Source organism: Jejubacter calystegiae (assembly GCF_005671395.1).
Classification (GTDB): domain Bacteria; phylum Pseudomonadota; class Gammaproteobacteria; order Enterobacterales; family Enterobacteriaceae; genus Jejubacter; species Jejubacter calystegiae.
In genome coordinates this window covers 618508-636461 of record NZ_CP040428.1, presented here as the reverse complement: position 1 = coordinate 636461, position 17954 = coordinate 618508, and the positions used below count along the sequence as shown (strand labels likewise).

The 17954-nt window shown below is 56.8% G+C and carries 16 protein-coding genes; 4 read left to right on the top strand and 12 right to left on the bottom strand.

What is annotated here, in order from left to right:
• Nucleotides 1-3: 3 nt before the first annotated feature.
• Nucleotides 4-4461, bottom strand: a complete 4458-nt coding sequence (gene gltB, locus FEM41_RS02915) for a glutamate synthase large subunit (RefSeq protein WP_138094281.1) — start codon at nt 4459-4461, stop codon at nt 4-6.
• A 683-nt stretch (nt 4462-5144) separates the two neighbouring features.
• On the opposite strand from gltB, the gene mnmL reads away from it, so the two are divergent.
• From mnmL to mtgA, 4 genes are all read left to right on the top strand, one after another.
• Nucleotides 5145-6071 (top strand): tRNA modification radical SAM protein MnmL/YtqA, encoded by a 927-nt coding sequence (mnmL, locus tag FEM41_RS02910; RefSeq protein WP_138094279.1) that lies wholly within the window; start codon nt 5145-5147, stop codon nt 6069-6071.
• 77 nt (nt 6072-6148) lie between these two features.
• The gene (arcB, locus tag FEM41_RS02905; protein ID WP_138094277.1) at nt 6149-8500 is read left to right on the top strand and encodes an aerobic respiration two-component sensor histidine kinase ArcB; all 2352 of its coding nucleotides are present in this window, start codon (nt 6149-6151) and stop codon (nt 8498-8500) included.
• A gap of 230 nt (nt 8501-8730) precedes the next feature.
• Nucleotides 8731-9384: an isoprenoid biosynthesis glyoxalase ElbB gene (elbB, locus tag FEM41_RS02900; RefSeq protein WP_138094275.1), complete on the top strand. Its 654-nt coding sequence runs from the start codon at nt 8731-8733 to the stop codon at nt 9382-9384.
• On the top strand, nt 9375-10100 hold the full coding sequence (gene mtgA, locus FEM41_RS02895) for a monofunctional biosynthetic peptidoglycan transglycosylase (protein ID WP_138094273.1): 726 nt from the start codon (nt 9375-9377) through the stop codon (nt 10098-10100). The genes elbB and mtgA overlap by 10 nt, the downstream gene beginning before the upstream one ends.
• A gap of 14 nt (nt 10101-10114) precedes the next feature.
• Here the strand turns inward: mtgA and yrbL are convergent, their stop codons facing one another.
• The 11 genes from yrbL to kdsD form a co-directional block, all read right to left on the bottom strand.
• Nucleotides 10115-10759, bottom strand: coding sequence for a PhoP regulatory network protein YrbL (yrbL, locus tag FEM41_RS02890; protein ID WP_138094271.1), 645 nt, complete (start codon nt 10757-10759; stop codon nt 10115-10117).
• A gap of 216 nt (nt 10760-10975) precedes the next feature.
• Nucleotides 10976-11248 (bottom strand): PTS phosphocarrier protein NPr, encoded by a 273-nt coding sequence (npr, locus tag FEM41_RS02885; RefSeq protein ID WP_138094269.1) that lies wholly within the window; start codon nt 11246-11248, stop codon nt 10976-10978.
• Nucleotides 11245-12099 carry an RNase adapter RapZ gene (gene rapZ, locus FEM41_RS02880; protein ID WP_138094267.1) on the bottom strand — a complete coding sequence of 285 codons (855 nt, stop codon included), beginning with the start codon at nt 12097-12099 and terminating at the stop codon, nt 11245-11247. The genes npr and rapZ overlap by 4 nt, the downstream gene beginning before the upstream one ends.
• 66 nt (nt 12100-12165) lie before the next feature.
• Complete coding sequence (gene ptsN, locus FEM41_RS02875; RefSeq protein WP_138094265.1) at nt 12166-12651, bottom strand: PTS IIA-like nitrogen regulatory protein PtsN; 486 nt, start codon at nt 12649-12651, stop codon at nt 12166-12168.
• A 75-nt stretch (nt 12652-12726) separates the two neighbouring features.
• Complete coding sequence (gene hpf / locus FEM41_RS02870; RefSeq protein WP_138094262.1) at nt 12727-13014, bottom strand: ribosome hibernation promoting factor; 288 nt, start codon at nt 13012-13014, stop codon at nt 12727-12729.
• A gap of 22 nt (nt 13015-13036) precedes the next feature.
• Nucleotides 13037-14470 carry an RNA polymerase factor sigma-54 gene (gene rpoN / locus FEM41_RS02865; RefSeq protein ID WP_138094260.1) on the bottom strand — a complete coding sequence of 478 codons (1434 nt, stop codon included), beginning with the start codon at nt 14468-14470 and terminating at the stop codon, nt 13037-13039.
• A gap of 81 nt (nt 14471-14551) precedes the next feature.
• Nucleotides 14552-15277, bottom strand: a complete 726-nt coding sequence (lptB, locus tag FEM41_RS02860) for an LPS export ABC transporter ATP-binding protein (RefSeq protein ID WP_138094258.1) — start codon at nt 15275-15277, stop codon at nt 14552-14554.
• A gap of 6 nt (nt 15278-15283) precedes the next feature.
• Nucleotides 15284-15826, bottom strand: a complete 543-nt coding sequence (lptA, locus tag FEM41_RS02855) for a lipopolysaccharide ABC transporter substrate-binding protein LptA (RefSeq protein ID WP_138094256.1) — start codon at nt 15824-15826, stop codon at nt 15284-15286.
• On the bottom strand, nt 15795-16379 hold the full coding sequence (lptC, locus tag FEM41_RS02850; protein ID WP_138094254.1) for an LPS export ABC transporter periplasmic protein LptC: 585 nt from the start codon (nt 16377-16379) through the stop codon (nt 15795-15797). The genes lptA and lptC overlap by 32 nt, the downstream gene beginning before the upstream one ends.
• Complete coding sequence (kdsC, locus tag FEM41_RS02845) at nt 16376-16942, bottom strand: 3-deoxy-manno-octulosonate-8-phosphatase KdsC (RefSeq protein ID WP_138094252.1); 567 nt, start codon at nt 16940-16942, stop codon at nt 16376-16378. Before kdsC ends, lptC begins: the two co-directional genes overlap by 4 nt.
• 16 nt (nt 16943-16958) lie before the next feature.
• Entirely contained in the window at nt 16959-17945 is a 987-nt protein-coding gene (kdsD, locus tag FEM41_RS02840) for an arabinose-5-phosphate isomerase KdsD (protein WP_138094250.1), read from the bottom strand.
• Nucleotides 17946-17954: the final 9 nt, after the last annotated feature.

Genomic DNA, 17954 nt, shown 5'->3' with positions numbered 1-17954 from the left:
CCCTTACTGCGCCTGTACCCGCAACTCGGCGGCGGTTCGGCTACGGTGACCCAATAATGCTTTAACATCGCTGGACTTCGGCTTCACCAGCGCGAATTTCGAGGCAAATTCCGACCAGCCGGCCAGGATCGCCTCTGCGCGTGACGAGCCGGTGTGCTGCACGTGCTCGGTAATCAGCCCACGCAGGTGCTCTTCGTGAATCGGCAGTTCGTCCACCTGCAGCACCTCCACCAGTTCCGGGTTGACGCGCTTACGGAATTCACCGTCGTCATCCAGTACATAGGCAAAGCCGCCGGTCATGCCTGCGCCGAAGTTGACCCCGGTTTTGCCGAGGATGCAGACCACGCCGCCGGTCATGTATTCACAGCCGTTATCGCCGATACCTTCCACCACGGTGAGCGCCCCGGAGTTACGTACTGCAAAACGCTCACCCGCGCGGCCAGCGGCAAACAGCCGTCCGCCGGTGGCGCCGTACAGACAAGTATTACCGATGATGCTGGCTTCATGGCTGTGGAACGAGGAGCCGACCGGCGGACGTACCGCGATCAGTCCGCCAGCCATGCCTTTACCGACGTAGTCGTTGGCATCCCCGGTCAGGAACAGCTCAACGCCGCCCGCGTTCCAGACCCCGAAGCTCTGGCCTGCGGTACCGCTAAAGTGGGCGCGGATCGGATCGCCTGCCAGACCCTGGTCGCCGTGCTGGCTGGCGATATAGCCCGAGAGCGCGGCGCCTACTGAACGATCGGTGTTACGAATGTCGAACCAGAAGGTTTTACTCTGTTTCTCATCGACAAAGGGCTGCGCCTGCTTCAGCAACTGGGCGTTCAGCTCGCCGTTATCGAACGACGGGTTGTTCTCGGTGCAGTGGAGCGCTTTGCCTGCCTGGGGCTCGGCGGTCTCCAGCAGCTTAGAGAGATCCAGCTTCTGCTGTTTCGCAGTGAAGCCATCCAGCTCTTTCAGCAGATCGGTGCGGCCAATCAGATCCACCAGACGCTTCACGCCAAGCCACGCCATCAGCTCGCGGGTTTCCCGGGCGATGAAGTCAAAGTAGTTGGTCACCTTGAACGGCAGGCCGTGGTAATGGTTCTTACGCAGCTTTTCGTCCTGGGTTGCTACACCGGTCGCGCAGTTATTCAGGTGGCAGATACGCAGATATTTACAGCCCAGCGCCACCATAGGTCCGGTACCGAAGCCGAAACTTTCCGCACCCAGGATAGCGGCTTTAATGATGTCGAGCCCGGTTTTCAGACCGCCATCGACCTGAAGGCGGATCTTGTGACGCAGGCCGTTGGCCACCAGCGCCTGCTGCGTTTCGACCAGTCCCAGCTCCCACGGACAACCGGCATATTTTACCGAGGTCAGAGGGCTGGCGCCGGTACCGCCGTCGTAACCGGCAATGGTGATGAGGTCAGCATAGGCTTTGGCCACGCCGGTGGCGATGGTGCCTACGCCAGGTTCGGAGACCAGCTTCACCGAGATCATCGCCTGCGGATTGACCTGCTTAAGGTCAAAGATCAACTGCGCCAGATCCTCGATGGAGTAGATATCATGGTGCGGCGGCGGTGAAATCAGGGTCACGCCGGGGACTGAATAGCGCAGTTTGGCAATATAAGGGGTAACCTTATCGCCGGGCAACTGTCCGCCTTCGCCCGGCTTGGCGCCCTGGGCCACTTTAATCTGAATCACGTCGGCGCTGCTCAGGTAGGCCGGGGTTACGCCAAAGCGTCCCGAAGCAACCTGCTTGATGCGTGATACTTTGTTGGTGCCATAGCGCGCCGGATCTTCGCCGCCTTCGCCAGAGTTAGAGAAGCCGCCGATGCTATTCATCGCTTCGGCCAGTGACTCGTGGGCTTCCGGGCTGAGGGCGCCGATGGACATCGCCGCGGTGTCGAAGCGTTTAAACAGCTCGCTGGCGGGCTCGACCGCGTCTACTGAGATGGCTTCGCCCTGCGGGTTCAGCGCCAGCAGATCGCGCAGCGCCGCGACAGGACGTTCGTTAACCAGCTTCGCGTAGGCCTGATAGTCCCGGTAGTCGCCGCTCTGTACCGCTTGTTGCAGGGTACGGACCACATCCGGGTTATAGGCATGGTATTCGCCGCCGTGTACGTATTTCAGCAGCCCGCCCTGGCTCAGCGGCTTACGGGCCAGCCAGGCGCGCTTCGACAGGTTCAGCAGATCCTGCTGGAAGTCGCTAAAGCTGGCACCGCCGATGCGGGTAACCACGCCGGGGAAACAGAGATCGCACAGATCCTGGTGCAGCCCCACGGCTTCGAACAACTGGGCGCAGCGGTAGGAAGCGATGGTGGAAATCCCCATCTTGGACATGATCTTGTACAGACCTTTATTGATGCCGTTCCGGTAGTTAAGCATCACTTCGCGCCAGGACTTGCTGATGGTGCCGCTGTCTACCATCCGGGCCAGGGTTTCATAGGCCAGATACGGGTAGATAGCCGTGGCGCCAAAGCCGAGCAATACCGCGAAGTGGTGCGGATCGCGGGCGCTGGCCGTCTCGACGATGATGTTGGCGTCGCAGCGCAGGTTTTTCTCGATCAGGCGACGCTGAATGGCTCCCACCGCCATCGGCGCCGGAACCGGCAGACGATCTTTGGCGATATTGCGGTCAGAGAGCACCAGTAGCACGGTACCGTTATGCACCATGCGTTCGGCTTCGTCACACAGCGCCTGAATAGTGGTTTCCAGGCAGGTCTGGCTGGCATCGTAAGTGATATCCAGGGTATCGGCGCGATAGTACTCTTCGTCGAAGGTGGTGAGCTGACGGAAGTCAGACCACAGCAGGATCGGCGACTTAAAGCTCAGGCGGTGCGCCTGGCCTTCCGCTTCGCAGAAGACGTTCATCTCACGACCGATATTGGTGGCCAGTGACATCACATGGGCTTCGCGCAGAGGATCGATAGGCGGGTTGGTCACCTGAGCGAACTGCTGACGGAAGTAGTCATAAATAATACGCGGCTGGCTGGAGAGCACGGCGAAGGGAGTATCGTCCCCCATGGAGCCGGTCGCCTCCTGGCCATTTTCGCCCAGAACGCGGATCACCGAGTCCAGCTCTTCGCCGCTGTAGTTAAACTGCTTCTGATAGCTCGACAGCAGAGTGTCGTCCATTTCACGCACGCCGACCTGGTCGTCAGACAGCTCTTCGAAGGGCACCAGGCGCTGAACGTACTGGTCCATCCAGGCTTTGTAAGGGTGACGTCCCTTAAGCTCATCATCGGTTTGCGCCGAGTGCAGGATCTGCCCGCTGCGGGTGTCGATCACCATCAGTTCGCCGGGGCCGACGCGCCCTTTTTCCACCACTTCATCGGGCTGATAGTCCCAGATCCCCACTTCCGAGGCGCAGGTGATTAGCTTATCTTTGGTGATGACGTAGCGCGCCGGGCGCAGGCCGTTGCGGTCCAGACTACAGGCCGCGAAGCGACCGTCGGACAGAACGATACCCGCCGGGCCGTCCCAGGGCTCCATATGCATGGAGTTAAAGTCGAAGAAGGCGCGCAATTCGGGATCCATATCCGGGTTGTTCTGCCAGGCCGGCGGTACCAGCAGACGCATGGCGCGGACAATATCCATACCGCCGCTTAACAGCAGCTCCAGCATGTTATCCAGCGAGCTGGAGTCGGATCCGGTTTCGTTAACGAAAGGCGCGGCATCCTGCAGATCGGGAATCAGCGGGGTCTTAAACTTATAGGTGCGAGCCCGGGCCCACTGGCGGTTACCGGTAATAGTATTGATTTCACCGTTGTGCGCCAGATAGCGGAAAGGCTGAGCCAGCGGCCAGCGCGGCACGGTATTAGTGGAGAAGCGCTGGTGAAACAGGCAGATGGAGGATTCCAGGCGCAGATCGGCCAGGTCCAGGTAGAAGCGCGGCAGATCCGCCGGCATACACAGACCTTTATAGATGTTCACCAGATTGGACAGGCTACAGACGTAGAAATCCTGATCCTGAATGCGTTTTTCAATGCGGCGGCGGGCGATGAACAGACGGCGCTCCATATCGCGTGGGCGCCAGCCCGCCGGGGCGTTAACAAAAATTTGCTCAATGCGGGGCAGGGAGGAGAGGGCGATTTCACCGAGTACATCGTCGTTGGTTGGCACGTCGCGCCAGCCGACGATAGACAGGGTTTCCTGGCGCAGCTCCTCTTCAACGATCTCGCGGCAGGCGCGCGCGATGGCGTCGTCCTTGCTTAAGAAAATCATGCCAACCGCGTAATTTTTGGCAAGACGCCAGCCCCGCTCTTCGGCCACCAGGCGGAAAAAACGGTCGGGTTTCTGTAACAGCAGGCCGCAGCCATCGCCGGTTTTACCATCGGCAAGAATGGCGCCGCGGTGCTGCATGCGGGCCAGTGCGTGGATAGCGGTACGCACTACTTTGTGGCTGGGTTCGCCTTCTATGTGGGCGATCAGGCCAAAACCACAGTTATCCTTCTCTAAGGATTTATCGTACAACATATCAGTGAACCTCCCCAGGCTCTGCGAGATTCCCGATACCGTTTGCTTTTGGGCGCAGAAGGGGCTGTGGCGACGAGTTGCGCGTGATTCACGCCTGACCCGAATTCGCCCTCCTTCAGACCTTCGCAGCGGCGGCACAAGTGTTGAGGACTTGCTTAAGAGGGAATCTCAATTACTGCATAAATATGATGGGGAGACCCCCATCGAGAAAGCTTCCAGCGAAATTCCAACTTATCGGGAAAGCGAACACAGGTCAAATGGCAAACTTATTTATCAAAAAAGCGTGTCGGTTGTTGTTATGTTTATGTATTTAAAGGATTTTATTGTATTTCAATCTACAATCTGGCCAATACCCGCGCTGGGCTTTCTGTGATCCCTCTCACTAAATTATCAGCCCATCAATATCGATGAATGCTGCCGTCAGACTTAATTCCAGATTTTTTCACCAGTTTCCATTGAAAATGCAATCTATATGACTGTTTTAGGAGCCGAATAAATAATTTAACCAGACAGGGAAAAATATAAGGATAAGTTATTGGCTGGGTTACGGGTAAAGTTGCAGTAATAGTGAATGGATATGCATATGAAGAAATCCCCCCCACAGACGCTTGATCCAGGTCATCGCCAGAGGGTAAGGATAATGGCAGGCTGGCCCCCTTTTTCACGGGCCGGTCAGACAGATTATGCAGTTACAGGAATTAGTCAATATGTTTGGCGGCGATCTTCGCCGCCGCTACGGCGAAAAGGTTCATAAGCTGGCGCTGCATGGTGGCTTCAACTGTCCTAACCGGGATGGCACCCTGGGGCGCGGGGGCTGCACGTTTTGTAATGTCGCCTCGTTTGCCGATGAGAGTCAGCAGTACCTATCTATCCGCGAGCAACTGGACACGCAGTCTGGCAAGCTGGATCGGGCTCGGCGCTGGCTTGCCTATTTCCAGGCTTACACCAGCACCTTTGCGGAAGTGGAGGTGTTAAGAAAAATGTACCAGCAGGCGGTCGCCCGGGCGGAGGTGGTGGGGCTGTGTGTTGGCACGCGACCAGATTGCGTGCCGGAAAGCGTGTTGGATTTGCTGAGCGACTACCGGGAACAGGGCTATGAGGTCTGGTTGGAGCTGGGGCTACAGAGCGCTCACGACAAAACCTTGCACCGTATCAATCGCGGCCATGATTTTGCCTGTTATCAGGAGACGACCCGACGCGCCAGGGCGCGCGGTCTGAAGGTGTGCTGCCATCTGATTGTCGGGCTACCCGGCGAGGGCCAACAGGCCTGTCTGCAAACGCTCGAAAAGGTGGCGGAGACCGGCGTCGACGGGATTAAACTGCATCCGTTACATATCGTTGAAGGCAGTATTATGGCGAAGGCCTGGCGGGCCGGTCGATTAACGCCTCCCGAACTCACAGAATATGGCGCCATCGCCGGGGAGATGATTCGCCATACCCCACCGGAGATTGTCTGGCATCGGGTTTCGGCCAGCGCTCGCCGCCCCACGCTGCTGGCGCCGCTATGGTGTGAAAATCGCTGGTCCGGCATGCTGGAGGTCGATCGCTGGCTACGGGCCCACGGCCCACAGGGATCGGCGCTGGGGCGTCCCTGGCACTCTCCGGAGTAACGGGACGTTAACCTGCTGTCAATATTGCGCTATTTTTCCGGTATGATTGAGATTCAAACGCAGCTAAGGAATCCCTGATGAAGCAAATCCGGAAACTGGCGCAGTATTATGTCGACCTGATGATGAAGCTGGGCCTGGTCCGCTTCTCCCTGCTGTTGGCCCTGGCGCTGGTGGTGCTGGCGATGGTAGTGCAAATGGCGGTTACCATGCTGCTGCGCGGCCAGGTAGAGAGCATTGACGTTATCCGTTCGATCTTTTTCGGTCTGCTGATCACCCCCTGGGCAGTCTATTTCCTGTCGGTGGTGGTTGAGCAACTGGAAGAGTCGCGACAGCGGCTCAGTCGGTTGGTGGAAAAGCTGGAGGAGATGCGCGAGCGCGATCTGATGCTTAACGTCCAGCTTAAGGACAATATCACCCAGCTGAATCAGGAGATTGCCGAGCGCGAAAAGGCGGAAGCCGAACGTCATACCATGCTGGAAAAGCTAAAGGTCGAAATGAAGGAGCGCGAAGAGACCCAGATTCGCCTTGAGCAGCAATCCTCTTTCCTGCGTTCTTTCCTTGATGCCTCCCCGGATCTGGTGTTCTATCGCAATGAAGATAAAGAGTTTTCCGGCTGCAACCGGGCCATGGAGCTGCTGACTGGCAAAAGCGAGAAGCAGCTTATCGGCCAGAAACCTCACGAGGTGTACAACGACGAAGCCGCAGCCAAAGTTATCGAAACCGATGAGAAGGTATTTCGTCACAATGTCTCCCTGACCTATGAGCAGTGGCTGGACTACCCGGACGGGCGCAAGGCCTGCTTCGAGATCCGTAAGGTGCCCTATTACGATCGGGTCGGTAAGCGCCATGGCCTGATGGGGTTTGGCCGCGATATCACCGAGCGTAAGCGCTATCAGGAAGCGCTGGAACGCGCCAGCCGTGACAAGACCACCTTTATCTCCACCATCAGCCACGAATTGCGTACCCCGCTGAATGGCATTGTCGGCTTAAGCCGCATACTGCTGGACACCGAACTGACTCCGGAGCAGGAGAAATACCTGAAGACTATCCATGTCTCTGCCGTGACGCTGGGCAATATCTTCAACGATATTATCGATATGGATAAGATCGAGCGTCGCAAGGTACAGCTTGATAACCAGCCGGTGGATTTCACCAGCTTCCTGGGCGAGCTGGAGAACCTTTCGGCGCTGCAGGCCCAGCAGAAGGGGTTGCGCTTCGTAATGGAGCCGACGCTGCCGCTGCCTCATCAGGTGATTACCGATGGCACTCGTCTGCGTCAGATCCTGTGGAATCTTATCAGCAATGCGGTGAAATTTACCCGTGAGGGACGGGTAACGGTACGGATTCTCTACGACGAGGGCGATATGCTGCGCTTTGAAGTTGAGGATTCCGGTATCGGTATTCCTCAGGAAGAGCAGGATAAAATCTTCGCCATGTACTACCAGGTGAAGGACAGCCAGGGCGGAAAACCCGCCACCGGCACCGGTATCGGCCTGGCGGTCTCGCGACGGCTGGCGAAAAGCATGGGCGGCGATATTACCGTCAGCAGCCAGCCGGGCCAGGGCTCGACCTTTGTGCTGACCATTCAGGCGCCTCAGGTAGCGGAAGAGGTGGAAGACGCGCTGGAGCAGGACGATATGCCGCTGCCCGCGTTGCATGTGCTGCTGGTGGAGGATATTGAGCTGAACGTGATTGTTGCCCGCTCGGTACTGGAAAAAATGGGCAACAGCGTTGAGGTTGCCATGACCGGTAACGAAGCGTTGACCCTGTTCCAGCCCGATGAGTTCGATCTGGTACTGCTGGATATTCAACTGCCGGATATGAGCGGGCTGGATATCTCCAGAGAGCTGCATCGACGCTATCGTGCTGACCAGCTACCGCCTCTGGTGGCGCTGACGGCTAACGTGCTGAAGGATAAAAAAGAGTATCAGGATGCCGGGATGGACGATGTACTTAGCAAACCGCTGGCGGTACCGGCGCTGACCGCCATGATTAAGAAATTCTGGGATGGCTGCGTACCTCAGGGCGAAAACGGGAAGGAGGCGCAAAGCGGCGTGAGTGATAAAGATAAGCATCAGACTCTGTTTGACCTGCCGATGCTGGAGCAGTACCTGGAGCTGGTGGGAGAGAAGGTAATTCTGGACGGGCTGGATATGTTTGAAAAGATGATGCCCGGTTACCTGAGCGTTCTGGAATCTAACCTGACGGCCCGCGACCAGAAGGGGATTGTCGAAGAGGGGCATAAAATTAAAGGCGCCGCCGGTTCGGTAGGGCTGCGCCACCTGCAGCAACTGGGCCAGCAGATCCAGTCGCCGGAGCTCCCCGCCTGGTGGGATAACGTCGGCGACTGGGTTGAAGAGCTTAAGCAGGAGTGGCGCCAGGACGTTGAGGCTCTACGCTTCTGGGTAGCTGAGACCAGAAAAAAATGACCCCGGCCAGGCCGGGGTGCGCGAAGTCTGCGCCAACACCAGGGAAAACGGGGCGCCGCTGGCTATTAGTTTGATTCATGGATAGCGATGCCGGGAGAGTAGTGCTGCACAGGCAATAAGATAGCAAATCTTAATGGTTTTGTTACCTGAATCAGTAAAATATGTGAAGTATAGCGTCCTAATCAAAAAATTTTATTGCCATTTTCCGATTAAGAAAAAGGACTAATGATATGAAAAAAATTGGCGTAATTCTTTGTGGCTGCGGCGTTTATGACGGCTCGGAGATCCACGAGGCGGTGATAACGCTGTTGGCGATAGCCCGTGCGGGCGCACAGGCGGTTTGTTTTGCCCCCGATAAAACTCAAGCAGACGTTATCAATCATCTGACCGGCGAGCCGATGGCGGAAAGCCGCAATGTCCTGATTGAAGCGGCGCGCATCGTTCGCGGCGAAATCCGCCCTTTGAACGAAGCCCGGGCCCAGGATCTGGATGCGCTGATTGTCCCTGGTGGCTTCGGCGCCGCAAAAAATCTCAGTAATTTTGCCAGTGAAGGAAGCAATTGTACCCTCGATCCTGAACTGCTACGTATTGCTCGCGACTGTCACCAGGCCGGGAAACCGCTGGGTTTTATTTGCATCGCTCCGGCGCTGTTACCGAAAATTATTCCGGCGCCGCTGCGCCTGACTATTGGTACCGATGCCGATACCGCCGAAGCGATTGAGGCTATGGGGGGCGAGCACGTGCCCTGTCCGGTAGAAGATATTGTGGTCGATGAAGAACAGAAGGTGGTGACCACACCGGCTTATATGCTGGCCAGCCGTATTGATGAGGCCGCAGACGGTATTGAGAAACTGGTCGCTAGGGTTCTGCTCCTGTGCCAGTAAAGAAGCGACGCGGCGGGCCGCTTGCCCGATTAAAACGCTGGCTGTTGGGGGCGATCGCGGTGGTGGTTGCATTCTGGGCGGGCGGTATTGCGCTGTTTGGCGTGCTTCCGGTTCCCTTTTCCGCTGTGATGGCGGAACGTCAGCTTAGCGCCTGGTTTTCCGGCGATTTCAGCTACGTTGCTCACTCCGACTGGGTGGGGATGGATGAAATCTCCCCCTGGATGGCGCTGTCAGTGATTGCGGCAGAAGATCAGACATTCCCTGAACACTGGGGATTCGATGTGGGATCGATTCAGAAGGCGCTGGAAGAGAGCGGGGGACGGCCGCGCGGCGCTTCAACCCTTTCGCAGCAGGCAGCCAAGAACCTGTTTCTGTGGGATGGTCGTAGCTGGGTGCGTAAGGGGCTGGAGGCTGGCCTGACGGCCGGGATTGAGCTGGCCTGGACCAAGCGTCGGATTTTGACGGTCTACCTGAATATTGCGGAGTTCGGCCCGGGAATTTTCGGCGTTGAGGCGGCTTCGCGTCACTTTTTCAACAAGCCCGCCAGCCGTTTGACGTTTTCAGAGGCGGCGCTGCTGGCCGCGGTTCTGCCGAATCCGATTCGCTATCGCGCTGATGCGCCAACCGGCTATGTTCTGTCTCGTCAGCAGTGGATTATGCGACAGATGCGTCAGTTAGGCGGGGAAGGATTCCTGAAACAACACCGGCTGCATTAAGCAGCCGGAGATGATTAACCTGCGCCGTGGCTGGGCGTAAAGCGGGGAGGAACCCGCTGGGGCAGTGGCGCCTGATCGAGCCCCTCAAACAGCGGGTGGGCCATAAAGCGCTGCCACTGGCGTTCCTGTTTGCGGTGGCAGAACCAGCGTGACCATGTTGCCAGCGGCAGTAAGGAGGCTTCCCCGATATTATCCACCACCACCGGTATGACCTCTGTGGGGCTCAGGCGGCGGCACAGAATGTTCTGCGGCTTCAGGTTCATGGTGACGATGCGGTGCTCGGCGAGCCAGCGCTTCAACTGGAGCAGCGTCTGGCGCAGCAGTCTCAGATCGCCGTTCTCCCTGCACTGGCGGGCAAATTCGTCCAGAGAGACAGAGGTATGACCGTCGTAATCTTTGATGATGTCGTAGATGTAGCCGGTGCCGAGATCGGTTTCAATGGTACCGTGATAGGCTGGCAGACCTGACCAGTCTTTCAGACGACGCCCCAAATGAGCATAATATCCCAGCTCGCGCAGCAACTCTTTATCGCCGCCGTTCTCCTGGTTGTAGACAATCTTGATGCAGCGGTCAGAGTTGCCAGGATGCAGATAGCATTTACGATGACGGCCCGTCCCTAAAGGGGCTACATCAGAGAGTCGAACTACGCTGTCAGCCATGGAAACCTTCCCGTTTCGAATTTAGTAACACGGTTGATAGTATGAACGTTGAACTTAAATAAAGACTCAACGGCAGTGGTTTTCTTAATAAAACCTTAAGCCGAAGTTAGGATTAATCTGATGATAGAAGCAGGGGCACAAACAGCAAAGCCAACATCAGGTTGGCTTGATCTGAATCAGGTTTATTCGCAAGAGATGTGAAAGTCGGGGAAGGGGTTACTCTTCGTCAAAGCCGGCGTTAAACAGCGCGATGACGGCACTTAACGCCTCCTGCTCCTGGGGGCCGCTGGCTTCGATTTCGATGTGGCCTCCCTGAGCGGAGTCCAGCATCAACAGGGCGATAACGCTGCTGGCTTCCGCCTCGATGCCGCCCTCGTTACGCAGCAGAACTTCGGCATCAAAGCTCTGTACCAGTTCGAATAGCTTCATCGCCGGCCGGGCGTGCATGCCCAGTCGGTTAGTGATTTCAACGGTTTGTCTGACGGTCATGTTTTACGCTTTTCCAGGGTTCGGTGGCGCGACTGCACATTCTTGCCGCGGGAGCGGAAATAGTCCGCCAGCTGTTCGGCAACGTAGACCGAACGGTGCTTACCCCCGGTACAACCGATGGCGACAGTCAGATAGCTACGATTGTTGGTCTCCAGCATGGGGAGCCAGAGCTCAAGGTAGCTGCGGGTCTGATAGATAAAGTTGTGCACCTCGGTGTGCCGGTCCAGGAAGGCGGCAACAGGCTTGTCCAGACCGGTCATCGGGCGCAGTTTGGGATCCCAGTGCGGGTTCGGCAGGAAGCGCACGTCGAAGACGTAATCGGCGTCGATGGGAATACCGTGCTTAAAGCCGAAGGATTCGAAGACCATGGTCAGCTCGCGTTCCCGCTTGCCCAGCAGCCGGGTACGGAGCATCTCCGCCAGTTCGTGTACCGACATTTCCGAGGTATCGATAATGAGGTCGGCCCGGGAACGCAGCGGCTCCAGCAGGTCGCTCTCACGGTCGATAGCGCTTTCCAGCGACAGGTTTTTGCTGGATAGCGGATGCAGGCGTCGGGTATCGCTGTAGCGGCGAATCAGGGTATTGCGATCGGCATCCAGGAACAGCAACTGCGGCGAAAAGGCTTTGGGCAGACTGTCCATTGCCCGTTCAAAGATTTCCGGCGATTCCGGCATATTACGGACGTCGATACTGACCGCCGCCGAAATACCGCGCTCAGCCAGCGTATTCGCCAGTTCCGGCAGTAGCACGACCGGCAGGTTATCGACGCAGTAAAAGCCCATGTCTTCCAGCGCGCGCAGTGCCACGGACTTCCCTGAACCTGAACGGCCGCTGACAATCATCAGCACCATGTGCAGTCTCTCCCCCCATTAATCGACCGCGTTGCTACGCGGCCGTGATTCCTGCCGGAATGTTTATTATTCAACATCCAGGTTTTCTTCAGTGATGATCTGATAAAGCTCTTCATCGCTTTGCGCCGCTCGCAGCCGACGGCAGATAGTTTTGTCCGCCAGCCGTTTCGCTACCAGAGACAGCGTATGCAGATGCGTTTTGGTCTGGTCCGCCGGCACCAGCAGCGCGAACAGCAGATCCACCGGCTGATTATCGATAGCATCGAAGGCGATGGGGGTCTCCAGCTTAATAAAGACGCCCACGGCGCGTTCGGTATCCTCTTCCAGCTTACCGTGGGGGATGGCGATACCGTTACCGATACCGGTACTCCCCATTTTCTCCCGGGTCAGTACAGCCTCAAACACGAGCTGGGGAGCCAGCCCCAGCTGTTTGGCAGCCAGCTCGCTGACTACCTCCAGCGCCCGCTTTTTACTCTGGCACGGGACGCCGCTTCGGGTACACTCCTGGTTAAGGACATTGCTCAGTTGCAGCGCTAAATCATTGTTCATCATAATTTCACCTAAGCCTTCTGCGGGAACGGCCCGCCGCAATGGCGAGCCGCACGGGTCACAGAAACGCCCGGACAATTAGTGTTGTTTCAGTTTATCTTTATGTTTGGTTAACTGCCGCGCCAGCTTGTCGATCAGGCCATCAATGGCCGCGTACATATCCTGAGCTTCCGCGCTGGCGTGCAGCTCTCCGCCGTTGACGTGCAGCGTCGCTTCCGCGACGTGGGAAACCTTTTCCACTTTCAACACAATATAGACCTGATTGATCCTATCAAAATACTGCTCCAGCTTGGCGAATTTTGGATTGATAAAATCGCGCAATGCATCGGTGATTTCGACGTTTTGTCCAGTGATGTTGAGCTGCATAGTGTCTTCCTTATCTGTTGAGTCAGACCAGTTGTTTACGCTGGTTAGACGGAGGAATCGATAAAGACTCTCGGTACTTCGCAACGGTTCGGCGCGCCACCATAATCCCCTGGTCGGAGAGCATGGCGGTGAGCTTACTGTCGCTCAGTGGCTTGGCGGGATTCTCCGCAGCGATTAATTTCTTCACCAACGCCCGGATAGCCGTAGAGGAGGCTTCGCCGCCGCCTTCGGTGCTCACGTGGCTGGAGAAGAAATACTTGAGCTCAAAAATACCTCCTGGACTCTGGAGGTATTTTTGAGTGGTGACGCGTGAGATGGTGGATTCGTGCATATCAACGGCCTGGGCGATATCGGCCAGCACCATGGGTTTCATATGCTCTTCACCATGTTCGAAAAAGGCCTGCTGCTGTTCCACAATACAGCGGCTGACGCGTAGCAGGGTGTCGTTACGGCTCTCCAGACTCTTAATCAGCCACTTCGCTTCCTGCAGATTACTGCGGATAAACTGGCTGTCGCTGTCGTTACGGGCGCTGGTCCCCATGGCCGCATACTGCTGATTAATCTTCAGGCGCGGAATACTGTCGCCGTTAAGTTCCACAACCCAGCGTCCCTGGTGCTTACGGACCAGCACGTCAGGGATAACGTATTCCGGCTCGCTGGTCTGAATCGACTGGCCTGGGCGTGGATCGAGGGACTGAATCAGCCCGACGGATTCTTTCAGCACCTCCTCTTTAAGGCGCGTAACGCGCATCAGCGAGCGAAAATCATGATTGGCCAGCAGATCGAGATGATCGTTGACGATCTGATGCGCCTCATTCAGGCGCGGGGTTTCGGGCGCGAACTGAGAAAGCTGGATCAACAGACATTCCCGCAAATCGCGGGCAGCCACGCCAACCGGATCGAAGCGCTGAATGCGCTTGAGTACCGCCTCTACCTCTTCCTGGGTCACCTCTTCATCGCCCATGCCGTCCAGAATGTCCTGGACCGTGATGGTGAGGTAGCCGGTGTCGTCGACGGCGTCGACAATAGAGGTCGCGATGGCGATATCGGTGTCGGAGAAAGGAGTTAGCTCAACCTGCCACATCAGGTAGTCCTGAAGGGACTGGGTGGTTTCGCCCTGGTAGATGGGCAGTTCGTCGTCGACATAGTCAGTGCCGGTACCGGAGGGAGTGCCTGCGGTATAGATCTCGTCCCAGCTGGCATCAAGCGGCAGCTCTTCGGGCATGGAGTCTTGTTCCAGCGCATCCCGGCTATCGAGCGTTTCGCTGTCGCTGCTTTCGGTGGTCGCGACTTCGTCAAGGGGGTCGCTCTGTTCAAGCAGGGGATTGCTTTCCAGCGCCTGGTTAAGCTCCTGCTGGAGTTCCAGCGTGGAGAGCTGCAGCAGGCGGATGGCCTGTTGCAGCTGGGGCGTCATGGCAAGCTGTTGGCTCAGCTTTAATTGCAAACCTTGCTTCATGTTCAGAACAAGCTACCTCAGGTCAATGTTTCGATGAAACCGCGCACTCATAGGGGCGTGCGGCGTCCAGTCCTTACCCTATCAGAGTCTGAACTCTTCCCCAAGATACACGCGTTTCACCTGGTCGTCCTTGAGGATCTCATCAGGCGTACCATGGGCAATCAGGTGCCCCTGGCTGACGATATAAGCGCGTTCGCAGACGGCCAGCGTCTCGCGAACGTTATGGTCGGTGATCAGGACGCCAAGACCGCTGTCGCGCAGGTGTTCGATAATGCGTTTGATGTCGATAACCGAGATGGGATCGACCCCTGCGAAGGGCTCATCCAGCAGGATAAATTTGGGATTAGCCGCCAGCGCGCGGGCGATTTCGACCCGTCGACGTTCCCCACCGGAGAGGGATTGACCCAGGTTATCGCGCAGGTGCTCGATGTGGAACTCTTCCATCAGCTCGTTGGCGCGATCGGTACGCTGTTCCGCCGACAGATCGTCGCGAATTTGCAGCACCGCCATCAGGTTGTCGAAGACGCTCAGGCGCCGAAAAATGGACGCTTCCTGAGGCAGATAGCCGATGCCGCGGCGGGCGCGGGCGTGCAGCGGCAGCAGACTGATGTCTTCATCGTCGATGATGATATTACCGGCATCGCGCGGGACGATGCCCACCACCATGTAGAAGGTTGTGGTCTTACCGGCGCCGTTAGGGCCAAGCAGACCGACGATTTCGCCGGACTCCACGGTCAGGCTGACATCTTCTACCACCTTTCGGCCCTTATAGGCCTTGGCGAGGTTCTTTGCAGTGAGTGTTGCCATACGAAATTAGTTACTCTTCTGACCGGAATTGTTTTTATCCTGAAGCTGTGACGGTACCAGAACGGTTGTCACGCGTTTGCCTTTCTCACTGGAAGCCTGCATTTTCTGCTCTTTTACGAGATAGGTGATCTTATCGCCCTTGATGTTGCTGTCGAGCTGCTCCAGGTATGCATTACCGGTCAGGATGACATAATCATTCTGAAGCTCGTAGCGCATCTTGCTGCCGTGGCCTTTCACCGGTTTGCCGTTGTCCTGCATCTGGTAGAAAGTGGCAGGTTTACCATAGGCTTCCACCACCTCTCTACCTTTTTCGCCGCCCGGACGGGTCACCACCACTTTGTCGGCGTTCACCTTAATCGTGCCCTGAGTCACCACTACGTTGCCGGTAAAGGTCACCACGTTGCCTTCCATATCCAGCGACTGCTGGTCGGATTCGATATGGATCGGTTTATCGGTGTCACCGGTAACTGCAAAGGCCGGGAGCGCTGCGGCAAAAAGCGTACCGGCCAGCAGGAGATTAAGGCTGTGTTTGTTTATTCTGGATTTCATATGAGGATCTAACCTTTTCAATCAGCTCGGCAGTTTTGCTGCGCAGGTTTCCGCGCATTTTTAGGCCTTTGGAATTAAATGTGGTCCCGTACAGCGTGACGAGGTCATCAGAAGTAACATCCTGTGTCACAAGGTTCACCTGGGCATTATCGGTGGTGATTTTACGCAATTGCGAATCTGGCGCCAGCGCGGTCACCACCACATTTCCGTACAAATACAGCATACGATCTTTAGTCAGTTTGGCGCGATCGGCGCGAACTGACCAGGTGGCGGTCTTATTTGCGTCGTTGGCGTCATAAACGGTCATCACTGGCAGAGTAAACCACGAAAGCTCTTCTGCGGAGAAATATTCCACGTGCTGAGCGACCAGTCGATAGTTCAACGCCCCCTGAGGGTTGTAAACGACAGTGTCGGAGTGCTCGCTCTTGTAGGTCGGCTCGTTACTGTTCACGGCTTCAGGCGCAGCATCATCGAGGTCGGTCAGATTAAAGCCGATCAGTACCAGTGCCACAATGGCCAGCCCGATAATGATCCAACGTTTCAGCTTACTCATAGGGATTGCCCTTTAGCCTCCTCCAGCTTGCCCTGCGCCAGCAGTAGCAGATCGCACACTTCGCGTACCGCGCCGCGGCCGCCTGCAATGCGGGTCACATAATCTGCTCGCGGCAGCAGCAGCGGATGGGCATCGGCAACGGCGACGCTCAGCCCCACTTCAGCCATGACCGGCCAGTCGATAAGATCATCGCCGATGTATGCTACCCGATCGGCTGTTAATGAGAGTTTATGCAACAGCTCCTGAAAGGCCAGCCGTTTATCTGACTGCCCCTGGTAAAGATGTGTAATACCGAGCGTTTTACAGCGATCCTCAAGCAGCTTCGCATCGCGTCCGGTGATGATCGCCACCTCGATATCGGAGGTCAGGGCGCAGCGAATACCGTAACCGTCACGCACGTTAAAGGCTTTTAGCTCTTCGCCGTTGTTGCCCATATAGATCAGGCCGTCGGACATCACGCCGTCGACATCGAGAATCAGCAGGCGAATATTCTGCGCCCGATTCATGACCTGCGAGCTTACCGGACCATAACAGGTGGCAAGCATTGCTTCCTGGTTGCTCATTACCGCTTATCCTTCTTTACACTACGCCAGCGCGCAGTAAGTCATGCATATGTAACACACCGCGTAGTTTGTCGCCATCGGCAACCATCACCGAGGTGATATGGCGGTTCTGCATCAGGTTGAGTGCATCGACGGCCAGAATATCCGGACGTACGCGAATACCGCCTGAGGTCATCACATCGGTGATATGGAGCTGATAGAGATCGACGCCGGTGTCGAATACCCGGCGCAGGTCGCCGTCGGTGAAGATGCCTTCAATGGTCATATCGTCGTCGCAGACAACCGTCATCCCCAGATTTTTGCGAGTGATCTCCAGCAGCGCGTCGCGTAGTGTCGCCTCTTTACTGACGCGGGGAATTTCATCGCCGGTATGCATAATGTCGTTAACCCGTAGCAGTAGTTTGCGCCCCAGCGCGCCGCCGGGGTGGGAGAGCGCGAAATCTTCGGCGGTAAAACCGCGGGCTTTCAGCAGCGCCACCGCCAGGGCATCGCCCATGACCAGTGTTGCGGTCGTGCTGGTGGTCGGCGCCAGTCCCAGCGGACAGGCCTCCTGGGGAACTGTGATGCACAGATGGACGTCGGCGGCGCGCCCCATGGCGCTTTCCGGGCGGCCAGAGATGCAGATCAGCGGTACCCGCAGGCGCTTCAGCACCGGGATCAGCGCCAGAATCTCGCTGGATTCGCCGGAGTTGGAGATGGCGATAACGACATCCTGCGCCGTCACCATGCCCAGATCGCCGTGGCTGGCCTCACCGGGATGCACAAAGAAGGAAGGTGTGCCGGTACTGGCGAAGGTGGCTGCCATCTTGCGGCCAATATGGCCCGATTTCCCCATGCCCATGACCACGACTTTGCCGGGGCAGTGGAAAATCATTTCGCAGGCGCGCGTGAAGTCCTCATTGATATACTGCGTCAGTTGATTGATCCCTTCACGTTCGATCTCCAGCACTTCTTTACCCGCTTGCTGAAAGTCGAAACCGGGCGGTATAGCAATCTGCGACATAATCTTTTC